Origin of the sequence: Motilibacter deserti (assembly GCF_011250635.1) — a bacterium.
Classification (GTDB): domain Bacteria; phylum Actinomycetota; class Actinomycetes; order Motilibacterales; family Motilibacteraceae; genus Motilibacter_A; species Motilibacter_A deserti.
Genome location: NZ_JAANNP010000002.1, coordinates 644,769 through 668,288, shown reverse-complemented (window position 1 = coordinate 668,288; position 23,520 = coordinate 644,769). Strand labels below are relative to the sequence as shown.

Here is a 23,520-nt window from a genome sequence, read left to right as displayed (position 1 = left end):
CAACGAGCACGACGGCAACGAGCACGACGGCAACGAGCACGGACGAGGAGACGGGGACGATGGAGCTTGCGGAGGCCCGCGCGCACGGCGAGGAGCTCCTGCGCCGGCACGGGCTCTCGAGCTGGCGGCTGGTCTTCGACAACGCGAAGACCCGCGCCGGGGTGTGCCGCTTCGAGCGGCGGGAGATCGGGCTGAGCCGCGTCCTCACCCAGCTGCACACGGAGGCGGAGGTGCGCGACACCCTGCTGCACGAGATCGCGCACGCGCTCGTGGGGCCGAGGCACGGCCACGACGCGGTCTGGCGGGCGAAGGCGCTGGCCATCGGGTGCAGCGGGGAGCGGTGCGTGCCTCCCACGGCCGAGCGCGCCCCCGGCCCGTGGACCGGCACGTGCCCGCGCGGCCACGTGACGACGCGGCACCGGCGGCCGGAGAAGGTGCAGTCCTGCGCCAAGTGCTCGAGCCGCTTCGACCTCGCCGCCGTCTTCCGCTGGACGTTCCGGGGGCAGGAGGTGGCGATGCACCCGGCCTACGAGGCCCAGCTCGCGTTCTACCGGTCCCGCGCGGCTCGCGCCCCGGCGCCGGCCGAAGGCGTCGCGGCCTCGTCGGTGGCCACCCCCTCCCGCCCCACGGCGCCCGGCCCGGCCCCGCTCCCGGTGGGCGCAGCGGTCCGGCTGCGCGGCCGGGGCAAGTACGCGGGGCTGACCGGCACCGTCGAGAAGCGCGGGCGCACCAGATACCACGTCCGGACCCGGGTAGGGCTGGTCGCGGCCCCGTTCGAGCTGGTCGAGCGGGTGTGACGGCGTGGGCGCAGCTCCTCGCCGGAGTTGACGGCGTTGACCAACCGGGTACTCTGGCGGTTGACGACGTTGACCGAGGAGCTGCCGTGAGCCCGACCCAGCGCATCGTGCGCTCGACCGCGACAGCGGCGGCGCGCCGCTCGGCTCCTCCAGCGCTGGTCGGGCTCCGGCCGAGCCAGCAGCGGTTCGTCAACTCGATGATCGCCGAGCTGCTCCTGCGCGACCCGGACGGCAGCCGGCTCGACCGCGTCGACGACCCCGACGCGCTCGCCCGCGAGACGGCCGGGCGCGTCGTCGACACCGCGGCCGCCTGGGAGGCGCACCTCGGCGCGTTCTACGACGTCGACGGCGTCCGAGCCCTGCTGTCCTCGCGCGACGGGCAGCGCATCACCAAGCAGGCGGTGAGCAAGCGCAAGGGGCTGCTCGCGCTGACCACCGGCTCCGGCCGCGTCGTCTATCCGCGCTTCCAGTTCTCCGAGGGCGCGCCGCTGGCCGGGCTCGACGCCGTGCTCGCCGAGCTTCCCGAGCCCGTGGTCTCCCGGTGGACCGTCGCCTCGTGGCTCGTCTCGCCCCAGCCGGCCCTCGACGGAGAGCGCCCCGTCGACGTGCTGCGCGAAGGCTTCCCCGGTCCGGTCGTCGCCGCCGCGCGCGGGTGGGCGCGGAGCCTCGCCGCCTGATGCAGGAGCCGCACGACCCCGCACCGCCGTCGCCCGCACCGTCGTCGCCCGCACCGCCGTCGCCCGCACCGCCGTCGCCCGCACCGCCATCTTTCGCGGCGCCTGCAGCGCCGTCCGCTCCCCCGCCGCCTTCCGCGGGCCTGGGAGAGGGCTCGTTCGACGGCTTTCCCGCGGTCGCCGACGAAGCCGCGGTCGGGCCGTTCTTCCGCATCTGGCGCGCCCGCGACCCGGAGACCGGCGAGCGGCGTACGCCGTGGTTCTTCTCCAGCCTCCCGACGCCCTCGCCGGGCCGCTTCGACCTGCAGCGCCCCGAGGGCACCTGCTACTTCGCCGACCGGGCCTACGCCGCATGGCTCGAGGTCTTCCGCGGCTGCGGCCTGGTCGACCGGGTGGACGTGGACAGCCGACGGCTCCTCACCGCGACCCGGACGGGGTCGCCGCCCCGCCTCGCCGACCTGCGCTCGCCCGGCTCCCGCCCGTACGGCGTCACCGCCGACCTGGTGGGCGGGGACGACTACGCGCTACCCCACCGCTGGGCGGCGGGGCTGCGGCGGGCCGGCTTCGACGGCGTGAGCGGCACGATCCGGCACGACCCGACCCACGAGGCGCGCAACGTCGCGCTGTTCGGCCCGGCCGGCCCGCGGCACCGGGTGGCCGGGTGGCAGGGGTCGAGCACGCCGCTGGCCCGCTCGATCCGGCTGCTGACCGAGCTGGCGCCGTTCGGGACCGGCGTCGCGGCGCGGCCGTGGGACGTCGCGGTCACGCCCGTGGAGTAGCCGCCGCCCGCGGGCCGGCGACCGCCTGTCCGCGCCGGCCGACCGCGCGGCAGCCCGTCGGAACGGTGCCAGCCGCGCTGCTGCGGGCGATCCGGCGCCCGGGCGGGACCGCCAGGACGACGGCGCGTAGCCACCGCCAGGCACACGCGTGCGCACGGCCGACGGCGCCGCCAGCGGCCACGGCTAGGGGACGAGCACGATCTTGCCGTGGCTGTGGCCCTGCTGGCCCAAGCGGTGCGCCTCGGCCGCCGCGGCCAGCGGGAAGGCCTCGTCCACGAACACCCGCAGCGCGCCCTGCTCGACGAGCCGGACGAGCTCGAGCCGGGCGGCGTCCCGCAGCGCGGTCCCCGGGTCCGCCCCCGGCCCGCCGCCGATCCGCCGAATCCCGACGGCCTCGCCGCGCTCGAACGCGGCGATCGTCACGACCCGCTCGCGGTCCCGGACGAGCTCGACCGAGACGTCCACCGCCTCGTCGGTGCCGACGGTGTCCACCGCCGCATCGATGCCGGCCGGGGCCAGCGCACGCAGCCGGTCGGCGAGGCCGGGGCCGTACGCCGTGGGCTCGGCCCCCAGCTCCCGCAGCGCGGTGTGCCGGCCAGGGCTCGCCGTGCCGATCACGCGGGCACCGCGCGCAACGGCGAGCTGGACGGCCATGAGGCCGACGCCGCCGGCCGCCCCGTGCACGAGCACGGTGTCGCCCGCTGCCACCGAGGAGGCAACGAGCGCGTGGTACGCGGTGGCGCCGGCCAGCATCAGGCCGGCTGCTTCCTCCCAGGCCATGCCCGCAGGCTTCGGCACGAGGGCCGCGGCCTTCACGACGAGCCGCTCCGCGTACGCCCCGGCGACCCGGAACGCGATGACCTCGTCGCCGACCCGGACGGGGCCGGCGGGGCCCACTGCGTCGGGGCCGACGTCCGCGACGACGCCGGCCGCCTCGTACCCGAGCCGGATCGGCAGCTTCGTGGGGTCGGCGCCCCACGCTCCGCTGTAGGACTTCCAGTCGGCGGGGTTCACCCCGGCCGCGCGCACCTCCAGCACGGCCTCGCCCGGGCGGGGGCTCCGGACCTGCTCGTCGCGCAGGGTCAGGGCCTCGGGGCCGCCGTACGACGCGGCGACGATCACGCGGGTCATGCCGGGGCAACGGGAGCTGTGCCACCCGTGTTCCGCACCGGCGGCGCACGCACGACCGCCGCGACCACCGCGGATCAGCACGGGACCACCGCGACACCGGCGCGGACGCCGCCGCGACACCGCCCGCGGGCGCCGGGCACGAATGCGCGGGCCACCACCGGGGGACAGGCACCCTGGCCCGACGATCTCGAGGAGACCCCATGACAGTTGCGGACCTGCTGAAGGACGCGTTCGAGCGGATGCGGGAGCTCGGCCACGACGCGGTGGAGGGTCTCTCGACCGAGCAGCTCACCACGCAGCCGGAGGGCAAGGGCAACTCGATCGCCTGGCTGGTGTGGCATCTGGCCCGCGTGCAGGACGACCACCTGGCCGACGCCGGCGGCTACGAGCAGGTGTGGACCGCGCAGGGCTGGGAGCAGCGCTTCGGGCTGCCGTTCGACAAGGGCGAGACGGGATACGGGCAATCCTCTGCGGAGGTTGCGCAGGTCAAGGCCGACGCCGCGCTCCTCGCCGGCTACCTCGACGCCGTCCTCGACCGCACGCTCGACTACCTCGAAGGGCTCACGGACGCGGACCTCGACCGGGTCGTCGACGAGCAGTGGGACCCGCCGGTCACGCTCGGGGTGCGGCTGGTGAGCGTGATCGGCGACGACATGCAGCACCTCGGCCAGGCGGCGTACGTGAAGGGCCTGCTTGGCACCTAGCGGCCATGGCCGCATCTTCCGGGCCCCCAGCACGCGCGCAGGCTCCTAGATTCCGGGCGTCGGACCTCTGCCGTCTCCCTGGGAGCCTCCATGCACGCGCCTCGCCGCCTGGCCCGAGCCCTTCTCGCTGTCGCAGCGGCCGCCGGCTGCCTGCTCGGGCTGCCCGGGCCGGCCGTCGCGGCCGAGTCGGCGAGCTGTGCGAGCGCGACGCTCGTGTTCGCTCGCGGGTCCGGCCAGCCGCTGGGCGCCGGTGAGGCCACCCGCTTCTTCACCACCTCGACCAGCGCACTGGCCGGAAGGACGGTGAGCCAGTACGAGCTGGGGTCCCAGGCGCAGAGCGGCGCCCGCTACCCGGCCGTCGGGGTCGGCACCGACACGACCCAGGCCTTCCTGAACATGGTGGGCGCCGACCTGAGCTGGACCGGGCTCGGCGCCTACGACGCGAGCGTGGCCCAGGGCGTCGCCGAGACGACCGCGTACCTCACCGCCCGCTCCGCGCTCTGCCCACAGGAGCGCTACGTGCTGGCCGGCTACTCCCAGGGCGCGCACGTGATCGGCGGCTCGCTCGGTGGCCTCCCCCTCGCCGTGCGCTCGCGCGTCGCGTACGTCGCCCTCTTCGGCGACCCCAAGCTCTACCTTCCCGAGGGCAAGGGCGTCGTGCCGTCCGCCTGCCGGGGCGGGGCGCTGTCGGCCTGGCGCCGGGGCACCGCGAGCTGCCTGGTCGACAACGGCATCCTCGAGGCCCGGGTGCCGTACGTCCCCGCCGACCTCGCGAGCCGCGTCGGCTCGTGGTGCGACACCGGCGATGCGGTCTGCACGAACAATCTCACCGCGTTCCGCAATTCCACGCACGGGAACTACGACCTGCCCGGAAAGGGCATCGACCAGGCGACGCGAGAAATCGTGGCGGCCGTGGCGAGATGAGCGTCTGAGCCCACAGCCTCTTCACCTTTCGGAGAGTGGAATGCCTGTGGCGCAGGGCGATTACCATCACTGGCAGCGCTATGCCACTCCCTCTGAGGGCTCCGTCCGCACCAGCAAGGACGCGAATTCCAGGTTCTTCCGGCATTGCCGTCCCAAATACCCGGGATTCCGCGAGATTGACCCAGCATCACGCGACACCAAATGCCGAATCCCAGCGAATGCCATCATGATCACTGACACGGCGGCCGTGAGCACGGCCGCCGCGGCCGCTCCCCCGACAGACCAACAGCCATCCGGACTCCCTACCAGAGCCCGGGCTCGTCGACCGCCCGTGATTCCGCCGGAATCACTCGCCTGCGCGGAGCGGGCGCGCCGATCGGCTCCCCGGTGGCAGGGAGCACTCCGGCCCGGGCCAGGGCGTCGAGCACCGCGCGGTAGTCGTCCGTGACGGCCTCGCGCGGCGAGTGCACCGGGAGCGGGCGTTGTTGTGCGTACGCCTCGGGCACCCGCACACTGCGTCGCACCGGCGGCGTCACCACGTCGCCGTAGTTCTCCCCCAGAAGCGCCAGCGCCTGGGAGTAGAGCGCACCGGCACCGGCCGGCGGCACGTTGCACGGGATGACGCCACCGAGGGCCAGCTTGGGGTTGTAGGCGCCACGGACGTCCTCGACGGTCGCCTCGAGCTTCGGCACCCCGGCCAGCTCCTTGACGGTCGGCTGCGCGACGGTGACGACGGAGTCCGCCGCGACGAGCGCGGCGATCGTGAAGATGCTCAGCGCGCCGGGGCAGTCCACGAGAACCACGTCCGCGGCGGCCTGCTGCTCGGCCATCGCCTCGAGCGCCTGGCGCAGCCGCTGCTCGCCACCGAGCGCACGGGACAGCTCGACCGCGTCGGCGTCGAGCCGCTCGTCGGCCGGCACCAGCCGGAGCCGGGGGACGTCGGTCTCGACGGCCGCGTCGGTGAGCGTCAGCCCGCGGCGGCGCAGCAGCACGTCACCGAGGGTCGCCTCCGGCTCGTTCCCTCCGAGCCACGTGGTGGCGTTGGCCTGCGCGTCGGAGTCGAGAAGCAGGACCTCGTGCCCGCCCTGGGCCAGCAGAGCGGCGAGGGTGACAGCACTGGTGGTCTTGCCGGCCGACCCGGCCTGGTTCGCGATGGCGACGGTGATCACGGGATGTCTCCTGCAGCCGTCTCGACATTGATTCCGCCGGAATCACCGGCGTAATGGGAGCCGGCGTCCGGGGAATTGGCGTCCGGGGAGCCGGCGTCCGGGGTGCGCGCGGCCTCGAGGCGGCGCAGCTCCCATGCCGTGGGGGCATAGCCCGCGCTGTCCATCAGGCGCTGGAGGTGCATCGCCTGCCGCGGCCCCCAGTCCCCGCGCGGCGCGCGGGCCGAGAGCTCATCCGCTGCGACCGTCATGGCCCACGCCGCCCATGCGTGCTGGCGGTCCGGCCCCGCGGCGAGGCTGTCGCGCCAGACCTCGGGGTCCTTCGCGTACGTGTCCCCGATCGTCCGGCCGAGCCAGCCGTGGACGAGCTTGAGCGCGCCCGCGCTGTCCGCTCGGCGACGCAGGGTCGCGTCGGCCAGCTCGCGGAGCATCGCCCGCGCGTCCGGAGGCGCCTGCACCAACGCAGCGCAGGCTGCGGCCCGCGCCTTGGCCGCCCGGCGCCGCTCCCGCTCGTCGTCGGCAGCCGAGGCCGGACGCGCGTCGCCGCCGGCTGCCGGAGCGACGGTCGTGTAGTAGTCGAGCCCCTGCGGCGTCGCGACGGCGACGAGCGCTCCCTCCGCGCGGGCTGCCGCGACCTCGTCCTCCGCATGCAGCCGGCGGGCCTCGGCCTCGTCGGCATCCCACTCGGCGGCCGGGTCGACCAGCGGCACGGCCTCGCGCGCGGCCTGCTCCTGCGCGCGGGCGACGGCGCGCTCGGCCTCCGCCCGGCGCGTGAGCTCCTGCGCCGCGGAGGCCACGGGCAGCGACCGCTCCTTGGCCAGCGCGTACGCCGCCTCCGCCTGCGCATCGGGAAGCGCAGCGAGGGCGGCAGCGTCGGCGAGGGAGAGCGCGCCGTCGGCAAGGTCGCGCTGGGCGTCGGGAGCGAGCCGGAGCAGCGCGAGCCGCTTGGACACCTGGCTCTGTGCGACGCCCAGCCGGCGGGCGATGTCGCGCTGGCTCACCTTCCGCTCGGCCAGCGCGGCGTACTGGCGCGCCTCGTCCAGCGGGGTCAGGTCCTCGCGGTGCAGGTTCTCCAACCCGGCGGCGACGAGCGCCTCGACGGGGTCGGCCAGGTCCTCGCGAACGATGGCCGGCAGCGTGTCCCGCTGGGCCAGCTCGGACGCCGCGCGCCGCCGGTGGCCCATGACCACCACGTAGCTGCGGCCGGCGACGGCCGCCGCGTGATCGGGGTGGCTGGCGACCCAGGCCGCCGCGGGGACCAGGGTGGCGGGCTGCTGGACGCCGCTCTCGCGGATCGAGTCGGCCAGCTCGGCGAGGTCGCCGAGGGTGCTGCGCGGGTTGTCCGGGTTCTCGGCGATGTCGCGCAACAGCACGTCGAGGACGGTCCGACCCTGCGCAGCATCCGGCCGCGGCCGCTGCAGGGCGGCGACGAGCCCGCCGCTGCGGGCCGGGACGGACTCCTCGCGCGCGGCGGGGACGGGACGACGGCTGAGTGCTGCGACGGCGGAGCCCTCGAGCCCTCGTCCGCGCCTGCTGGTTGGTGCCACGTGCGGAGGCCTTCCACTGGTCGGTCGGGCATGTCTACGCCAGCGAGCGGGGGCCCGTTCAAGGCGCCGCGCCGGAGGGCACCGACGTGATTCCGGCGGAATCAGCCGTCCGCGTCACAGCAGTCACAGCCGCCTCACCGGCACCCCTGCTCCCCCTCAAGTACCGCCGATAGGCACCTGCGACCGACGCCGGGCCCCTCGCGGCATCCCTAGCGTCGCCGGCATGACAACGCTTCTCGCCGACCCCGACGTCGTCGCCATCCCGGTCGAGGACAACGGCGACCGGCTCGTCGACCTCGCCACGTGCGGCATCGCCTGCGCCGAGCCCGGGGAGGACCGCCGGCACGTACGCGCCGGGCTGGCCGACCGGCTCATGGCCGCCGACGCCGCCCTCCCGCCCGGGGTGCGGCTGCTCGTCGTCGAGGGCCTGCGGACCGCGCGGGCGCAGTCCGCGGTCCTCACCGGCTACACCCGCGAGCTGCGGGCGACGTTCCCCTGGCTCGATGACGACGAGCTGCGCCGGATGGCCTCGCGCTACGTCGCCCCGCTCGAGGTGGCGCCGCACGTGGCCGGCGCCGCGGTCGACGTGACGCTCGCCGACGCGTTCGGGCGCGAGCTGTGGATGGGCACCGAGCTGGACGCGACGCCCGAGGAGAGCGCCGGGCGGTGCGCGTTCGACGCCGCGGTCGACGTCGAGGCGCGGCGCAACCGCAGCCTGCTCGCGGGGGCCCTCGGGGGCGCAGGCCTGGTGAACTATCCCACCGAGTGGTGGCACTGGAGCTTCGGCGACCGCTACTGGGCGTTCACGACCGGAGCCGACCGCGCGGTCTACGGGCCGGTCGAGCCGTGAGCGGCGCGACGCTCACCGTCGACCTCTCGGCGGTCGCCGCGAACACCCGCCTGCTCGCCTCCCGCGCCGGCGGCGGCCTGATGGCGGTCGTGAAGGCGGACGGCTTCGGCCACGGCGCCGCCGCCGTCGCCCGGACGAGCCTCGCCAACGGGGCCAGCGCGCTCGGCGTGACCTCCGTGCAGGAGGCGCTCGACCTGCGCACCGCCGGCGTCGGCGCCCCCCTCCTGAGCTGGCTCAACCCGGTCGACGCCGCCTTCGACGACGCCCTCGTCGCCGACGTCGAGCTGGGCGTCCCCGGTCACGCGCACCTCGCTGCGGTGGCCGCAGCCGCCGCCCGTACGCGCCGGCGGGTCCGCGTCCACCTGCACGTCGACGTCGGGATGGCTCGTGACGGCGCATCGGTGACCGAGTGGGGAGGGCTCTGTGCGGCGGCACGGGCAGCCGAGCGGGAGGGGCACGTGCGCGTCGTCGGCGTCATGGGGCACCTGGGCTGGGCCGACCGGCCGCGGGACCCGCTCAACCGACAGGGCCGCGAGCGGTTCGTGGAGGCGGTCGCAGCGGCCCGGGGCGCCGGGCTGCGTCCCAGGGTCCGGCACCTGGCCGCGACCGCCGCGACGCTCACGCTGCCCGACACGCACTTCGACCTCTGCCGTGTGGGCGCCGGCCTCGTCGGCATCGACCCGTCGGGCACGACGCTGCTGCACCCCGCGCTGACCCTCGCCGCGCCCGTCGTCGGCGTGCGCGAGGTGCCGGCGGGGACGCACGTGGGCTACGGCCGGACGTACGCCACGCCGCGGCGTACCCGGCTCGCTCTCCTTCCGGTCGGCTACGCGGACGTGATCCCGCGCGCGGCGTCCGGCTCGGCCTGGGTGCAGCTGCGGGGGCGCCGGCGCAAGGTCGTCGGCAGCGTGTCGATGGACTGCATCGTCGTGGACATCGGCGACGACGCGGTGACGCCGGGCGAGGTGGCGACGGTGTTCGGCCCGGGCGCCGACGGCGAGCCGACGGTGGCGGACTGGGCGCGGTGGGCCGGGACGCTGGAGCACGAGATCGTCACCGGCATCGGGCCGCGGGTGGGCCGGCGGGTCGTCACGGCAGGAGACCTGGCGGTGAGCGCATGACCGCGCGGACGCGGATCGCGGTCGTGGGGGGCGGGCAGAACTGCGAGCACGAGGTCGGCCTCGCCACGGCCGAGTCGGTGCGGCGCGCACTGGACTGGCGGCGCTACGACGTCGTCCCGCTGACGATCGCGCGCGACGGCGGCTGGCTGCTCGACGGCGCGCGGACGACCTTTGCGGGGGCCATGGGCGTGGTCGCCGCGTGCGACGTCGTCTTCCCCGCGGTGCACGGGCCGCGCGGGGAGGACGGGACGCTGGCCGCAATGTGCGAGCTGGCCGGCGTGCCTTACGTCGGGTCAGGAGTACGCGCCGGCGCGCTCGCGATGGACAAGTGGGCCACCAAGCTGGTGGCGGCCGAGCTCGGCGTGGGGGTCGCCCCGGGCGTGCTCGTGTCCTCGCCAGCGGACGGGGTCCCCGTCGACCTCCCCGCGGTGGTCAAGCCGGTCGCGGCGGGGTCGAGCCACGGCGTCGCCCTCGTCCGGTCGCAGGCGGAGCTGGGCCCGGCGATCGCGGCGGCGCTGGAGCTCGACGGGCGGGTGCTCGTCGAGGAGCTGGTCGTCGGCCGCGAGGTGGACGTGGCGGTGCTGGAGCGGGCCGACGGCACGCGTGTCGTCGCGCCCGCGCTGGAGGTCGTGGTCCGGCCGGGCGCCCTCTTCGACACGACGGCGAAGTACGACGGCTCCGCGGACTTCCGCATCCCCGCTGCGGTGAGCGACGTCGAGCGCAAGGAGCTCGAGGCCGCCGCGCTGGCGGTGTTCGACGCGCTGGGCTGCTCGGGCGTCGCCCGCATCGACTTCTTCGTGACGGCGCACGGACTCGTCCTCAACGAGGTCAACACGATGCCGGGCATGACCGAGCAGTCGCAGGTGCCGAAGATGTTCGCGGCGGCCGGGACGGCGTACCCCACGCTGTTGGACGAGCTGATCGCGGGGGCGCTGGCCAGGCACCGTTGACGTGGTTGCATGGTTGCGTTCCCTGACCTTTGACCGATCGGCACTCGCCCAGCCCATGGCCCAGTCCTCCTCCTGGCCGCCCAGCGCGGCCGAGCGCCGGATGCTGCTCGGGGTCGCGGTGGGCCTCGCCGTGACCGCGTTCGGGCTGTGGGAGTCCCAGCGCGGGATCGCGGTGAACAACCCGAGCCCGCTCGCCGCGCTCGCCATGGGTGCGGCGGCGGGGGCCTACCGGCTTCAGCCCGCGCTCGCCCTCGCCCTGGTGTGGGTGTCCGCGGTCCTGCAGGTCCTCGTCGGCCGCGACGTGGCGTTCGTGCAGCTGGCGACGGTGCTCGTCGCCTACGGCACGGCGCGCTACGGGCGGCCGCTGACGGTCTGGGCCAGCGGCCTGTCGATCCCGACGGGCGCGGTGCTGGCCGTGGCCTACGTGGCGACGACCGGTACCGACCTGCCGCGCCGGCTCGGCCTCGACCGGCTCTCGGGCGACCTGTCGGCGCCGGCGGTGGCCAACGGGCTGGCGCTGGTCCTCGCGACGCTGGCCGGGCCGTGGCTGGTCGGGCTGCTGCTGCGCGTGCGCGACGCCTACCGCCGCTCGGTGGCGCAGCGCCGCGCCGCCGAGGCGGAGGCCGAGCGGGCGCAGGAGATCGCCGGGCTGGAGGCCGCGCAAGCCCGGCTGGCGCGCGACGTGCACGACGTGGTCGGCCACTCGTTGACGGTGATCCTCGCCCAGGCGGACTCAGCGCAGTTCTACGGCGACGACGACATCGCGAAGATCCGTTCGGCCATGGAGCAGATCGCCGCGACCGCACGCTCGTCGCTCGGTGACGTGCGGCAGGTGCTTGCCTCGACCTCGCCGGACGCCGCTCCCCCGCGCCCGCCGGGCGGTCTCGACCAGCTGATCGACGGCGTACGCAGCGCCGGGCACGACGTCCGGCTCACCGTCGAGGGCCAGCCGCAGCCGATGCCGCCGGAGCTCGACGTGGTGGCCTACCGGGTGCTGCAGGAGATGCTGACGAACGCGATCCGGCACGGGCGGCGCGACCTGCCCGTCTTCGTCGGCCGGGTGTGGGGCGCGGACGACCTCCGGCTCGAAGTACGCAACACTGTTCAGGAACTCGAGTACACCTCTGGCGAGGGCCTCGGGCTGCCCGGCATGGCGCGCCGGCTCGAGGCCGTCGGGGGCAGGCTCTGGACCCGGCGGGAGGACACGGCGGACGGCACCATCGAGTTCGCAGTCACGGCCGACGTGCCGCTCCGACCGAAGGGGGGACGATGAGCGACCCGATCCGGGTCCTGCTGGTCGACGACCAGGAGCTCTTCCGCTCCGGGGTGGCGGTCAACCTCGACGCGCAGCCGGACATGCAGGTCGTCGGCCAGGCGTCGAACGGGCGTGACGCCGTGCACCTGGTGGCGACGACGCAGCCCGACGTCGTGCTCATGGACATCCGCATGCCGGAGATGGACGGGGTGGAGGCGACCCGGCTCATCTTCGCGCCCGAGGCCGCTGCGCGCCGCACGCGCCCGGTGCGGGTCATCGTGCTCACGACGTTCAACCTCGACGACCGGGCGGCCATGGCGATCCGCTACGGCGCCAGCGGCTTCCTGCTCAAGGACGCGACGCCTGACTTCCTGCGCGCCGCGATCCGGACCGTGCATTCAGGAAGCGCCGTTCTGGCCCCGGACGACCTGCACACGCTGTTGGACGGCGGCTTCCGGCACTCGGAGCCGCTGCCCACGGCCTACTCCTCGCTCACCGACAAGGAGCGCGAGATCCTCGACGCCGTCGCACGCGGGCTGAGCAACGCCGAGGTCGCGGCCGAGACCTTCCTCAGCGAGTCGACGGTGAAGACCCACGTGGGCAGCATCCTGCGCAAGCTCGACCTGCGCGACCGGGTGCAGATCGTCGTCTTCGCTCACGAGCACGGGCTGCGCTGACGCCGCCCGTGCTTCCCGCTGCCGGCTCGTCTCAGCGGCCGGGCAGCAGCCGGTGCGCCACCCCCTTGGCCGTCGCACCCGCGCGGTAGGACTGCACGAGGTAGGAGCCGAGCGCGATGTTGCCGCCCGCCAGCACCGGGACGACGTACTGCGCAACCCGTTCCCGCTTCTGCCATCGCGCGATCTCGGGCGGCGTGGTCGCAGACGGGACCGTGGCGTCCTCGACGTCGACGGTCACGCCGCGCGCGTGCGCCTCCTCCGCGAGCTTGGCCACCTTCTTGCCCGTGTAGGTGCTGTACGCGGTGGCCGCCGCCCCGAGCACGCCCACCCCGGCCTTGAGCATCCCCGCCGTGGCGAAGCCCTGCTGCAGCGCCATGCGTCCCTTGCCGACCTGGGTCAGCCGCAGCCCGGCGCCGAGCATGGCCGCGATGCCCGCCCACTCGACCGGGCCGAACCGGCTCCAGGCGGAGTCGGCGACCCTGATGCGGTCGATGCCCTGCGGCAGGCGCCGGCCGGCCTTGTTCACGCCGGCCACGCCCATGACCGCCCCGCCGAGCCACAAGGCGGCTCCCAGGTCGTGCACCGCCTGGGCGAGCGCGTGGTTGTCGGAGGGGCTGTCGGGGCCTTTGCCCATGGTCGTTGCCTTCCCGTTGCTGGTGCTGTGGCCGCGTAGGTCGGCTGCGAACGGACGCTGCCCGGCGGCGATGGGACGCTGCCCCGTGGCGCCGGTGACGATCTCGCCCCTCGGGCTGTTGCGTCCCCAAGCAGCGGCGGGGTCAGGCCTGGTCCCCGAGGACTTCGGCCCGCGTCGCCTCGCCGGTGCTGTTGTCGGGCACCTCGCCGAACCGGTTGTCCGCGGGGTCGACCCCGAGCGCCTGCCGGGCTGCCTCTCCCCCGGTCGACAGGTCGCCGAGAGGGGTGTCGGACGTGTTGCGCTCGAGATCGGAGATCCCGGTCGGGGCCGCCGTGCTGCCGGCGTCCGCCTCCGCGCGGCTCGACGCCGCGGCGGAGTCCCCGCCGCCCGGCCGGCTGGCGACGAAGCCCTCCTCGGCGGCCACGTCCTCGGCGCGCCGGCCGATCTCGTCGGGGCTCTTGGCGGTGGCCGGGTCGACGTTGCCGAGCGCGGTCTCGCCCGGCAGGTCGCGCATGGCTGCGCGGGCGCCCTCCCGGTCCTGTCCGGACGGCGTGCTGGCGGGGGTCTGGGACATGGGTCTCTCCTCGGGCGGAGCGTCGGCTCGTGGGTGCGGCGGGGCCGCGCGGCCTGGTCTCGACCGGTCGCCGGAGGGCGCAGCACGACGTCGACGTCGCCGCCGCTTCCGGCGTGTGGCGCTTCCTTCCCGCCCGACCGGGGTCGTACGCCGGGGAACTCCAGGAATGTCCCCCCGCGCAGGTCCGTCGCGGGATACTCCGGCCATGAGGTTCCGCACGACGGTCGAGCTCGGTGGGAAGACGGCTACCGGTCTTCCGGTGCCTGAGGAGGTGGTGCAGGCCCTGGGCGGAGGCAAGCGGCCGGCGGTGGTCGTCACGATCGGCGGGCACACGTACCGCACGACCGTGGCGCCGATGGGCGGCCGCTACTTCGTGCCGCTCGCGGCCGAGCACCGGACCGCGGCGGGCGTGGCCGCCGGTGACGAGGTGGAGGTCGAGGTCGAGCCCGACACCGCGCCCCGGGAGGTCGTGGTCCCGGACGACCTGGGCGCGGAGCTGGTCGCCGACGCCGTGGCCCGGGCGGCCTTCGAGACGCTGGCCTACTCGCACCGCAAGGAGTGGGTCCGTTGGATCGAGGAGGCGAAGAAGCCCGAGACACGAGCGGCACGGGTGGCCAAGACCGTGGGCTCGCTGCGCGAGGGCAAGCGGACGCGGTGACCGCGCCGCGGCGCCCGTGCGCATTGCCGTTCTGCGGCCGCCTGGTGTCCCGACGCAACCACCCTCGCGAGTCGGCAGCGGATGTTCCTGCTCCCGACAGCTGAGCAGAACGTGGGGTTCACCCGGCCCCGATCGGCTCAGCCACGTGACTGCGAATCCCCCCGCCCCCGGTGACCCCTCCCTCGTCTCGCGCCGCAGCGTCCTCGCCGGCTCGGCCGGCCTCGTCGCCGGTGCCGCGCTGACCGCCGCCGGCGCGCCCGAGGCGTCCGCCGCGTCCCGTCGCGCCTACTCCACCGACGGCCCGGCCCTGCTGTGCGAGCCCTACCAGCTGGACCCGAGCTGGAGCGACGTCAACGTCGTGTGGCACACCGAGACCGAGGGCGACGAGCACTTCGTGCTCTTCGGGCCCGCCGTGGCGACGCTGTCCGCCGCGGACGCCGTCGCGGCGGTCACGGGCGCGAAGGCGGCCGGCGAGGGCTGGCGGCGCAAGCGCGCCGACACGTACCAGCTGAGCCAGACGGCGGAGGACGCTGCCTCCCGGGCGCCCAGGGCGTACGCGAAGCTCACCCCGCGGCCTGTCTTCCGGCACACCGCACGGGTCATCGGGCTCGAGCGCGGCGTCCGCACGCCCTACCGCGTCGTCTCGCTGCACTCCGACGGGCGCGCGACGGTCAGCGCGGCGTACTCCGCCGAGGCGAAGGCCCGCCGTAGCGAGGACGTGAAGCTGCTGCTCACCAGCGACCACCAGCTCAAGAACATGACGCCGGCCAACCTGGCCAAGGTGGCCGAGACCGTCGGCGTGGAGCTCGACGGCGTGCTGATGGCCGGCGACCTCGTGAACGTCCCCGACCGGGCGAGCGAGTGGTTCGACTCCACCACCGGGCTGGCGTTCTTCGCAGGCCTGACCGGGCGGGCGAGGTTCACGCTCGGGGGCAAGCAGTACGCGGGCGCGCCGCTGATCCAGAACACGCCGCTCTACCCGTCGATCGGCAACCACGAGGTCATGGGCCGCACCGTCGAGGCGACGCTCGACGCGCAGTTCAACGACCCGCACCCGCGCTCGGTCGCCTCGCGCCGCTACGCCAGCGAAGGGTCCGGGGACCGCGAGCAGTGGGTGACGGCGAATTCGTGGAACGCCACGACGTACGAAGAGATGTTCCCGTTCCCGGCTTCGTACGAGGGCGGGCCGCGCTACTGGTCGACGACCATCGGCGACGTCTTCGTGGTGTGCCTGTTCGTCACGCAGATCTGGCGCTCGGGGTCCACCGCGCCGAACGTGAAGGGCAAGTTCCAGGAGGCGTCCTCGACGCTGGCGGACCCGACCAAGTGGGGCTACGGCCAGCACATCTTCGAGCCGGTGTCGAAGGGCTCGGAGCAGTACGCCTGGCTGGAGAAGCAGCTCGCCTCGAAGGACGCGCGCAAGGCCAAGGTCCGCGTCGTGATGTATCACCACCCCGGGCACGGCCTCGGCGACAACTCGGCCCCCGCGTTCACCGACCCGGTGCCCACGGTCACGCGCGACGCCGCCGGCAACGCCACGTCGGTGAAGTACGAGTACCCCCTCGAGGACGACCACATCCTGCGCGACCTCGAGCCCCTGTTCAGCCGCTACGGCGTCAACCTCGTGCACAACGGCCACTCGCACCTGTGGAACCGCTTCGTCAACGAGGCCGGCGTCAACTGGATCGAGACGTCGAACGTCGGCAACTCCTACGGCGCGTTCGACGACTTCAACGGCGTGAAGCGCGCACTCCCCGACGACGGCGAGAACGTCCTGCTCGGGGACCCGGGCGGCCTCGAGCCGGTCGTCCCCACCGTCGCGCCGCTGCTGGACGCCGCCGGCCGGCCGATGCCGTACGTCTCGAGCAACGACATCACCGTGTTCTCGGTGCTCGACACCGCCGACATGGTCGTCCGGTCCTACCGCTACGACACCCGCGACCCGCAGGCGCCGACGGTGCTGTTCGACGAGATGCCGCTGGGCTGAGGCGGCACTGCCGAGTTGTGGAGTGCTGGCCGGGTGATGGCACGGCCGGCACTCCACGCCTTGCGCCTATCTGCAGGATCCTTCGTCCTCCCGCAGCTGTGGAGCTCCGGCCACGACCGCGTGGGTTGAGTCCTCCACAGGTGCGGCGGGACGGCGCGCTCGTCCACAGACCGTCGGTGACGACGCACGACCCGCGGCGGACGACGCCAGGCTCGTGCCATGACGTGGCTGATGCAGGTCGCGCAGAAGCAGGGTTGCGTCATCTCCCGTGGCCAGGCCCTGCAGGTCCTCTCCACCGATGCCCTCGACTGGCGCCTCGAGTCCGGGCGCTGGCGGACCGTTCACCGAGCGGTCTACTGCGTCGATCAAGGGCCGCTCACGCCGCTCGGCGAGATCTGGGCGGCAGTGCTCGCGTGCGGCCGCGGCGCCACCGCCAGCCACGGCTCGGCCGCGTGGCTGTGGGGGCTTCTTGATGCACCTCCCGCGCAGCCCACGATCGTCATCCCGGCCGACCGTCGCATTGCACCACCCGCGGGCGTCCACGTGCGTAGGTCAAAGCTGCTCCACGGGAGCACTCACCCGAGCGCGGCCCCGCGTCGCACACGCCTCGAGCACACCGTGCTGGACCTCGCCGCCACGGCGCGGACCCTCGACGACGCCCTGGCCCTCGTCGCACAGGCGGTTCAGCGTCGCCTGACGACGCCGGAGCGGTTGCGGGACGCGGCCTCCCGCCACGGGCGCTTCCACCGCCGGCGCGACGTCCTCGGGGTGCTCGACGACGTGGCGGCAGGAGCCCACACACTGCTCGAGCTGCGCTACCTGCGAGACGTGGAGCGTCGCCACGGCCTACCGACGGGCCGGCGGCAAGCCAGGGAAGTGGTCAGCGTGGCGACGGTCTACCGGGACGTCGACTACGAGGACTACGGCGTGCTCATCGAGCTGGACGGCCGTCTGGGGCACTCGAGGCCGCAGGACATCTGGCGCGACATGGCGCGGGACAACGCCGTGACCCTCGGCGCTCGAGCCACCCTGCGCTACGGCTACCCCGACGTCACGGGGCGCCCCTGTGAGGTGGCGAAGCAGGTGGGGACACTGCTCATCGCACGCGGCTGGACCGGTCCCATCAGGCGGTGCGGAGCGACCTGCATGCCTGCATGAGCGACACGACACGTGGGGCCTACGCTGCGGCCGACCAGCTCCGGCCGCTCGTGCACCAGGACTCGTGGCGCGCTGACCGTGCGATAGCGCGGTCAGCACTCCACGACTCGTCGCTCAGACCGCCGACGCCCCGCCCACCAGCGGGTCCAGCCGCAGCCCCGGGTGCTCGCGCGAGATCGTCATCATCCGCCACTTGTTCAGGAACAACGCCAGCGCCGTGCCGTCGCTGCGCATCATCAGCTCGGCCCCGGGCAGCCGCGAGAGGGTGTCGGCGGCGTCGGGGTCGGTGATGCGGGCGATGGTGTATTCGAGCGGCTCCATCATCACGGGCGAGTTGAACTCGTGCTCCATGCGGTAGGCCGACACCTCGAACTGCATCGGCCCGACGGCGGCCAGCACGGGCGCCTGGTCGCCACGCAGGTCCGAGCGCAGCACCTGGACCACGCCTTCCTGGTCCAGCTGCTCGACGCCGCGGCGGAACTGCTTGTATCGGCCGACGTCCTTGGCCCGCATCACGGAGAAGTGCTCGGGCGCGAACGACGGGATGGCGGGGAACTCGACCGCCTTGTCGACGTAGAGCGAGTCGCCCACGCGCAGCGCGTTGGCGTTGACCAGGCCGATGACGTCGCCCGGGTACGCCGTCTCGAGCGTGGAGCGCTCGCGGCCGAAGAGCGCCTGGGCGTACTTCGTGTGGAACGGCTTGCCGCTGGCGGCGTGGGTGACGACCATGCCGCGCTCGAAGACGCCCGAGCAGACCCGGGCGTACGCCACCCGGTCGCGGTGGGCGGTGTCCATGCCGGCCTGCACCTTGAACACGAACGCGCTGAACGGTGCGTCGAGCTCACGCCGGTCCCCCTTGACCGTGGGGCGCGGGGCGGGGGCGGGGGCCAGCTCGACGAGGACGTCGAGCAGCTGCTTGACGCCGAAGTTCTGCACCGCCGACGCGAACAGCAGCGGCGAGGTCTCCTCGGCGATGTACGCGTCCTGGTCGTGGTCGGCGCCGCTGGCCTCCAGCAGCTCGGACTCCTCGACCGCGGTCTCCCACGCGACGCCTTCGAGCTCGGCCGCCTCGACCGGCTTGAAGACCTCCTGGGGCGCGACGGTCGCGCCGCCCGAGGTGCGGGTGAACTTGACGTACTCCCCCGTCCGCCGGTCGAGCAGCCCGCGGAAGTCGCCGGCGATCCCGACCGGCCAGTTGACCGGCGTCGGCTTGAGCCCGATCGTCGACTCGATCTCGTCGAGCAGCTCGAGCGGCTCCTTGCCCGGGCGGTCCCACTTGTTGATCACCGTGATGATCGGCACCTTGCCGGCGCGGCAGACCTCGAAGAGCTTGAGCGTCTGCGGCTCCAGCCCCTTGGCGGCGTCGAGCAGCATGACCGCGCCGTCGACGGCCGCGAGCACGCGGTAGGTGTCCTCGGAGAAGTCGGCGTGGCCGGGGGTGTCGAGCAGGTTGATCACGGCGTCGCGGTAGCCGAACTGCAGCACCGACGAGGTGATCGAGATGCCGCGGTTGCGCTCCATCTCCATCCAGTCGGAGACGGTGCCACGGCGACCGGCCTTGCCGTGGACGGCACCGGCCTCCTGGATCACCCGCGCGTGCAGCGCGAGCGCCTCGGTGAGCGTGGACTTGCCGGCGTCCGGGTGCGAGATGACGGCGAACGTACGCCGCCGCGCGGCCTCGCCCGCAGCGTCGCCCGCGAGCAGCGCCGGGCCGGGCCCCTGGTCCTCGTCCGGGCCGCGTACCTCAGCTGTGCTGCTCATGGGGTGCTTCCTGTCGGTGTGTCACGCCACACCCAGGCTACCGGCGGGCGGCCCGACACCGCTCAGACCGCGATCTGTACGGCCGATAGAGGGAACGTTGATCTTTCGCCGCGCCCGGTGCGCGCCGTTCTCTGGAGTTCTCGTGCACAGATACGCACCCCGGCACCGCCTCCGCCGGCGCACCTGGGCAGCCACGGCGGCGGCCGCGGCGCTCGTGGCGACCGGCCTGACCGGCGCCGGCCTGCTCGACGCCTCGCGCTCCACCGCGTACACCAGCCTCAACATGTCCGGCCAGACGCTGGCCTTCAACCACACCACGGGCAACTACGTCGACATCAGCGGCACCGGCTCCGGCACCAAAGACGGCGACGTCGTGCTCTACAAGAACGTGGCCAACGTGTCGGGCGTGGCCGTCGACGCGGTCGTCACCAGCCACATCTCGCCGAACACCACGGTCGGGTCGTACGACAACCCCGGCAGCGCGAGCACCACCGCCGGCAACTTCCAGATCGACGCCACGACCCCGAGCGGCGGCGGCACCACGGGCTTCTCGTTCGCGTTCTACGAGGCGGGCACGTACTCCCGCCCCGGGTCCGGGACGCCGGTCGTCCTCAAGAACGTGACGATGACCTCGATCGACATCGACACGTCGAACGGCCCGGAGTACCAGTTCACCGACTTCACCGGCTTCCAGCGCTACACGGTGGTCAACGCCCGCAACACGGCGAACCAGCCGTGGCTCGAGGTCTCCCAGCCCTCCAGCACCAACCGGGTCCGCTTCAAGGCGACCGAGCAGGGCAACCGGCCGAACGACCCGCGCGACCAGGCCAGCGTCACCTATGACGCGCTGAGCCGGATCGACATCGTCTTCGGCAACGTCGAGGGCGGGCAGAACTTCTTCGGCGTCCAGTTCGGGGCCCCCAACTGGGGCGCCTACTCGACGCAGGTCGTGACCTACGACAACCCGTTCAACCAGCCGCCGACGACGACGAGCCGCACGGTCAACGTCGTCCCGGGCGTGCCGACCGCGCTGCCGCTGTCGACCTTCGGCACCTACTCCGACCCCGACGACAACCCGATGGCCGGGGTGAAGATCGTCGCGACGCCCACCCAGGGGGCCCTCGAGCTGCAGACCGGCTCGTCGTGGACGCCGGTCACGGCGGGCCAGTTCGTCACGACCGAGGACATCGAGCTCGGCAAGCTGCGCCTGACGGCCGGCCCGCTCGACACGATGGACTTCCGCGTCTCGGACGGCCTCGCCTTCAGCACCGGCTCCAACACCGTCACCCTGAGCCCGTCGACGACGAGCCAGACGATCACCTTCCCCAGCCCGGTCGTCGCCGCGCCGGGCAGCACGGTCGCCTCCGACACCACCGCCTCGTCGGGCCTGCCGGTCACGCTGACCAGCAAGTCCCCGGCGATCTGCGCCGTGAACTCCGTGGACCCGACGAAGATCGACGCCCTCATCACCGGCGCCTGCACCATCGAGGCGACGCAGGACGGTGACGCGACGTACGGGTTCGCCCCGCCGGTCGAGGTGACCTTCCCCGTCTCCACGCTCGCCGGGCAGTCGATCACCTTCCCGGCCCCGGGCACGCAGCTGCTCGCAACCGGCGCTCCGCAGACCTTCCCGTCGGGCGCGACGGCCAGCTCCGGGCTCCCCGTCACCCTCGCGTCCTACACGCCGTCGGTCTGCACCGTCACGGGCCTCTCGATCCGCGCGGTGGCGCCGGGCGTCTGCAAGGTCCGCGCCACCCAGCCGGGCAACGGCACCTTCGCCTTCGCCTCGCCGGTCGAGCGCTTCTTCGACGTCGCGCTCGCGACCTACACGGTCAGCTACGACGCCAACGCGGGCACCGGCACCACGCCGGCCGCGTCCACCTTCTCGGCCGGCGGCTCGACGACGGTCGCCGCGGGCACCGGCCTGTCCCGCGCCAGCTACGTCTTCCGCGGCTGGAACACCGCGGCCGACGGCAGCGGCACGAGCTACGCGGCGGGCGCGACCTACGCCAGCAACGCGAACGTCACGCTGTACGCCCGGTGGGCGCCCGTCTACACGGTCGGCTACGACGCCAACGGCGGCACCGGCGCGCCCGCCTCGGCCGACTTCGTCGAGGGCGGCTCGGTGACTGTCGCGACCGGTTCCGGCGTCACGTACGCCGGCCGGGCCTTCACCGGCTGGAACACGGCGGCGGACGGCTCGGGCACCGCGTACGCCCCCGGCTCGACCTACAGCGCCAACGCACACGCGACGCTCTACGCGCAGTGGCACGTGCTGAACATCGCCCCCGCCTACACCGGGGCCGCGAGCAACACGGCGCAGACGGTCGTCCTCGGCGACACGCCGACCGCGCTCGCGGCCACCGACGCCGACCACGACCCGCTCACCTACACCAGGACCGGCGGCGTGCTGCCCGCCGGCGTGACGCTCGGCACCGGCGGCGCGTTCACCGGCACGGTGACGACGCCGGGCTCGTACGTCTCGATCATCGAGGTCGCCGACGGCCAGGGCGGCACCGCCGTCACCACCCTCACGCTGACGGTCGTCGCGGCCGGCGCGCCCGTCGTCGGGCCTGACACGGCCACCACGCCCGTCGGCTCCGCGGTCACCACCGACGTCCGCGCCAACGACACCGACCCGGCGGGCTACCCGCTCACGGTCACCGGCATCACGCAGCCCGCCCACGGCGGCGCGGTGCTCGGCGCCGACGGCCGGGTGACCTACACCCCGGACGCCGGCTGGAGCGGCAACGACGCCTACACCTACACCGTGGACAACGGCCGTGGTGGGATCGCCGTCGGCACAGTCACCGTGACGGTCACGCCGCGTGCCGCGGACGACACCGCCGTGACACCGGCGGAAACGCCGGTCAAGATCGACGTCCTGACCAACGACTCGGGCGAGTTCGACCGCTCCTCGGTGGCCGTCACCGCGGCCCCGGCGCACGGCACCACGGTCGTCGGCGCCGCCGGCAACGTCACCTACACCCCCGCCTTCGGGCACTCGGGCGCCGACACGTTCGGCTACGCCGCGGTCGACGGCGCCGGCCGCCGGGTCACCGCGACCGTGACCGTGACGACGACCGCGCCGGCCCTCGCCGCGCCGTCCTCGCTGTCCTCGACGGGCACCGGCACCGCTCAGCAGACCGGCGGCATCGTGGTCCCGCGCGGCGGGTCGGCCACGCTGCTCGACGCTTCCGGCAACCCTTCGACCGTCGTGGTCGTCGCCGGTGAGGGCACGTACGCCCTCGACACCACGACCGGCACCATCACGTTCGTCCCCGCTCCCGGCTTCACCGGCGTGGCGAAGGGCGTGAAGTTCCGGCTGACCGACGCCTACAACCAGGTCGTCGGCGCCACGTACGTCCCGAGCGTCGTCCCGGCGCCGGTGGCCCCCGTGGTGCTGCCCCCGGTGACCGGCGGCACGGCGGCGCCGACGCGGAGGACGATCGCGGGTTCCGGAAGCACCGTTCCGGTGAGTTGCTCGGTCTCGAACGCGCGCATCGACGCCTGCGGGGTCACGCTCTTCGCGACCGTGAACGGCGAGCCCACGGTCACCGGCCGCGGCTCGATGAAGGTCGCGGCGACCTCGTCGGTCCGCTACCTCTCGGTCCCGGTCAAGCTGACGACCCTCGGCCGGGCGCTGGCCGCCCAGCCGGGTGGCCGTGAGATGTCCGTCGTCTCGCGCATCGCGCGGCGCGGCGGCGGCGCCACCCTCGTCGTGCACACCCGGACGAAGGTCGTCGCCCAGAACGTCCTGGTGATCCGCCCGGTCTACTTCGACACCGACAGCGCGGTCATCCGCCCGGCGGACCGGAAGTACCTCACGTCGCTGCGCACGAAGCTCACGGGCGTCCGCACGGTCACGTGCGTCGGGTCGACCGACTCGCGGGACACGACCAGCTACAACGTCGGCCTTGGGAAGCGGCGCGCGGTCTCGGTCTGCACGTTCCTGCTCAAGGGCCTGGACGCCGACGCGGTGACGGTCACTCAGGGCGAGACCTCGCCGATCGCGAGCAACACGACCGCCCGCGGGCGGCAGCTGAACCGGCGTACGGACATCAAGCTGTCCTACTGACGCCGAGCACCACCCGACGGCCGTCCCGCGATCCGCGGGGCGGCCGTCGGCCTTCTCCACCCAACGTGCCGGAGCCGATGAGTCCGGCCGTCGCC

At 74.0% G+C, this 23,520-nt stretch carries 20 protein-coding genes; 14 read left to right on the top strand and 6 right to left on the bottom strand.

Features of this window, described 5'->3' with window-relative positions; genetic code table 11:
* From G9H71_RS07950 to G9H71_RS07940, 3 genes are all read left to right on the top strand, one after another.
* The coding region (locus G9H71_RS07950) for a SprT-like domain-containing protein (RefSeq protein WP_231134296.1) at window positions 1-797 on the top strand (797 nt) is incomplete at its 5' end.
* A gap of 86 nt (window positions 798-883) precedes the next feature.
* Window positions 884-1,474, top strand: a complete 591-nt coding sequence (locus G9H71_RS07945; protein ID WP_166280401.1) for an antitoxin Xre/MbcA/ParS toxin-binding domain-containing protein — start codon at window positions 884-886, stop codon at window positions 1,472-1,474.
* The gene (locus G9H71_RS07940; protein ID WP_166280400.1) at window positions 1,474-2,250 is read left to right on the top strand and encodes an RES family NAD+ phosphorylase; all 777 of its coding nucleotides are present in this window, start codon (window positions 1,474-1,476) and stop codon (window positions 2,248-2,250) included. Before G9H71_RS07945 ends, G9H71_RS07940 begins: the two co-directional genes overlap by 1 nt.
* A gap of 183 nt (window positions 2,251-2,433) precedes the next feature.
* Here the strand turns inward: G9H71_RS07940 and G9H71_RS07935 are convergent, their stop codons facing one another.
* Window positions 2,434-3,381, bottom strand: coding sequence for an NADP-dependent oxidoreductase (locus G9H71_RS07935; RefSeq protein WP_166280398.1), 948 nt, complete (start codon window positions 3,379-3,381; stop codon window positions 2,434-2,436).
* 200 nt (window positions 3,382-3,581) lie between these two features.
* Between G9H71_RS07935 and G9H71_RS07930 the strand changes: the two genes are divergently transcribed.
* Together G9H71_RS07930 and G9H71_RS07925 are read left to right on the top strand one after the other, a co-directional pair.
* Window positions 3,582-4,085 carry a mycothiol transferase gene (locus G9H71_RS07930; protein ID WP_166280396.1) on the top strand — a complete coding sequence of 168 codons (504 nt, stop codon included), beginning with the start codon at window positions 3,582-3,584 and terminating at the stop codon, window positions 4,083-4,085.
* Window positions 4,086-4,175: 90 nt separating this feature from the next.
* The gene (locus G9H71_RS07925) at window positions 4,176-5,009 is read left to right on the top strand and encodes a cutinase family protein (protein ID WP_166280394.1); all 834 of its coding nucleotides are present in this window, start codon (window positions 4,176-4,178) and stop codon (window positions 5,007-5,009) included.
* 302 nt (window positions 5,010-5,311) lie between these two features.
* On the opposite strand, the gene G9H71_RS07920 is transcribed toward G9H71_RS07925, so the two are convergent.
* Both G9H71_RS07920 and G9H71_RS07915 read right to left on the bottom strand, forming a co-directional pair.
* Window positions 5,312-6,178 carry a ParA family protein gene (locus G9H71_RS07920; RefSeq protein WP_166280392.1) on the bottom strand — a complete coding sequence of 289 codons (867 nt, stop codon included), beginning with the start codon at window positions 6,176-6,178 and terminating at the stop codon, window positions 5,312-5,314.
* Window positions 6,175-7,722 (bottom strand): ParB/RepB/Spo0J family partition protein, encoded by a 1,548-nt coding sequence (locus G9H71_RS07915; protein ID WP_166280390.1) that lies wholly within the window; start codon window positions 7,720-7,722, stop codon window positions 6,175-6,177. Before G9H71_RS07915 ends, G9H71_RS07920 begins: the two co-directional genes overlap by 4 nt.
* Before the next feature lie 223 nt (window positions 7,723-7,945).
* On the opposite strand from G9H71_RS07915, the gene G9H71_RS07910 reads away from it, so the two are divergent.
* From G9H71_RS07910 to G9H71_RS07890, 5 genes are read left to right on the top strand one after another with little or no spacing between them, the layout of a single operon-like run.
* Window positions 7,946-8,572, top strand: a complete 627-nt coding sequence (locus tag G9H71_RS07910) for a M15 family metallopeptidase (protein WP_166280388.1) — start codon at window positions 7,946-7,948, stop codon at window positions 8,570-8,572.
* On the top strand, window positions 8,569-9,693 hold the full coding sequence (alr, locus tag G9H71_RS07905; protein ID WP_331272827.1) for an alanine racemase: 1,125 nt from the start codon (window positions 8,569-8,571) through the stop codon (window positions 9,691-9,693). The genes G9H71_RS07910 and alr overlap by 4 nt, the downstream gene beginning before the upstream one ends.
* Complete coding sequence (locus G9H71_RS07900) at window positions 9,690-10,643, top strand: D-alanine--D-alanine ligase family protein (protein WP_166280386.1); 954 nt, start codon at window positions 9,690-9,692, stop codon at window positions 10,641-10,643. The genes alr and G9H71_RS07900 overlap by 4 nt, the downstream gene beginning before the upstream one ends.
* A gap of 55 nt (window positions 10,644-10,698) precedes the next feature.
* Complete coding sequence (locus tag G9H71_RS07895) at window positions 10,699-11,916, top strand: sensor histidine kinase (RefSeq protein WP_166280384.1); 1,218 nt, start codon at window positions 10,699-10,701, stop codon at window positions 11,914-11,916.
* Window positions 11,913-12,575, top strand: a complete 663-nt coding sequence (locus tag G9H71_RS07890) for a response regulator (protein ID WP_166280382.1) — start codon at window positions 11,913-11,915, stop codon at window positions 12,573-12,575. The genes G9H71_RS07895 and G9H71_RS07890 overlap by 4 nt, the downstream gene beginning before the upstream one ends.
* Window positions 12,576-12,606: 31 nt before the next feature.
* On the opposite strand, the gene G9H71_RS07885 is transcribed toward G9H71_RS07890, so the two are convergent.
* A complete protein-coding gene (locus G9H71_RS07885) occupies window positions 12,607-13,209 on the bottom strand; it encodes a hypothetical protein (RefSeq protein ID WP_166280380.1) in 603 nt (200 codons plus the stop codon).
* 142 nt (window positions 13,210-13,351) lie between these two features.
* Window positions 13,352-13,783 (bottom strand): hypothetical protein, encoded by a 432-nt coding sequence (locus tag G9H71_RS07880; RefSeq protein WP_166280378.1) that lies wholly within the window; start codon window positions 13,781-13,783, stop codon window positions 13,352-13,354.
* A gap of 205 nt (window positions 13,784-13,988) precedes the next feature.
* On the opposite strand from G9H71_RS07880, the gene G9H71_RS07875 reads away from it, so the two are divergent.
* The 3 genes from G9H71_RS07875 to G9H71_RS07865 all read left to right on the top strand — a co-directional run bounded on the left by G9H71_RS07875 (window position 13,989) and on the right by G9H71_RS07865 (window position 17,586).
* Window positions 13,989-14,441: a YdeI/OmpD-associated family protein gene (locus G9H71_RS07875; protein WP_166280376.1), complete on the top strand. Its 453-nt coding sequence runs from the start codon at window positions 13,989-13,991 to the stop codon at window positions 14,439-14,441.
* 145 nt (window positions 14,442-14,586) lie between these two features.
* Window positions 14,587-16,428 (top strand): metallophosphoesterase family protein, encoded by a 1,842-nt coding sequence (locus G9H71_RS07870; RefSeq protein ID WP_331272826.1) that lies wholly within the window; start codon window positions 14,587-14,589, stop codon window positions 16,426-16,428.
* A 219-nt stretch (window positions 16,429-16,647) separates the two neighbouring features.
* Complete coding sequence (locus G9H71_RS07865) at window positions 16,648-17,586, top strand: hypothetical protein (RefSeq protein ID WP_166280374.1); 939 nt, start codon at window positions 16,648-16,650, stop codon at window positions 17,584-17,586.
* 114 nt (window positions 17,587-17,700) lie between these two features.
* Here G9H71_RS07865 and G9H71_RS07860 read toward each other — a convergent pair whose 3' ends face one another.
* Window positions 17,701-19,347, bottom strand: coding sequence for a peptide chain release factor 3 (locus G9H71_RS07860; protein ID WP_166280372.1), 1,647 nt, complete (start codon window positions 19,345-19,347; stop codon window positions 17,701-17,703).
* A gap of 142 nt (window positions 19,348-19,489) precedes the next feature.
* Between G9H71_RS07860 and G9H71_RS07855 the strand changes: the two genes are divergently transcribed.
* A complete protein-coding gene (locus G9H71_RS07855) occupies window positions 19,490-23,425 on the top strand; it encodes an Ig-like domain-containing protein (RefSeq protein WP_166280370.1) in 3,936 nt (1,311 codons plus the stop codon).
* Window positions 23,426-23,520 lie beyond the last annotated feature (95 nt).

What these genes read in the sequence shown, in the direction of transcription:
- G9H71_RS07900 (WP_166280386.1), top strand. Translation starts at nt 9,690, where the DNA reads ATGACCGCGCGGACGCGGATCGCGGTCGTGGGGGGCGGGCAGAACTGC.
- G9H71_RS07865 (WP_166280374.1), top strand. Translation starts at nt 16,648, where the DNA reads ATGACGTGGCTGATGCAGGTCGCGCAGAAGCAGGGTTGCGTCATCTCC.
- G9H71_RS07930 (WP_166280396.1), top strand. Translation starts at nt 3,582, where the DNA reads ATGACAGTTGCGGACCTGCTGAAGGACGCGTTCGAGCGGATGCGGGAG.
- G9H71_RS07940 (WP_166280400.1), top strand. Translation starts at nt 1,474, where the DNA reads ATGCAGGAGCCGCACGACCCCGCACCGCCGTCGCCCGCACCGTCGTCG.
- G9H71_RS07910 (WP_166280388.1), top strand. Translation starts at nt 7,946, where the DNA reads ATGACAACGCTTCTCGCCGACCCCGACGTCGTCGCCATCCCGGTCGAG.
- G9H71_RS07895 (WP_166280384.1), top strand. Translation starts at nt 10,699, where the DNA reads ATGGCCCAGTCCTCCTCCTGGCCGCCCAGCGCGGCCGAGCGCCGGATG.
- G9H71_RS07860 (WP_166280372.1), bottom strand. Translation starts at nt 19,347, where the DNA reads ATGAGCAGCACAGCTGAGGTACGCGGCCCGGACGAGGACCAGGGGCCC.
- G9H71_RS07885 (WP_166280380.1), bottom strand. Translation starts at nt 13,209, where the DNA reads ATGGGCAAAGGCCCCGACAGCCCCTCCGACAACCACGCGCTCGCCCAG.
- G9H71_RS07925 (WP_166280394.1), top strand. Translation starts at nt 4,176, where the DNA reads ATGCACGCGCCTCGCCGCCTGGCCCGAGCCCTTCTCGCTGTCGCAGCG.
- G9H71_RS07875 (WP_166280376.1), top strand. Translation starts at nt 13,989, where the DNA reads ATGAGGTTCCGCACGACGGTCGAGCTCGGTGGGAAGACGGCTACCGGT.
- G9H71_RS07890 (WP_166280382.1), top strand. Translation starts at nt 11,913, where the DNA reads ATGAGCGACCCGATCCGGGTCCTGCTGGTCGACGACCAGGAGCTCTTC.
- G9H71_RS07880 (WP_166280378.1), bottom strand. Translation starts at nt 13,783, where the DNA reads ATGTCCCAGACCCCCGCCAGCACGCCGTCCGGACAGGACCGGGAGGGC.
- G9H71_RS07935 (WP_166280398.1), bottom strand. Translation starts at nt 3,381, where the DNA reads ATGACCCGCGTGATCGTCGCCGCGTCGTACGGCGGCCCCGAGGCCCTG.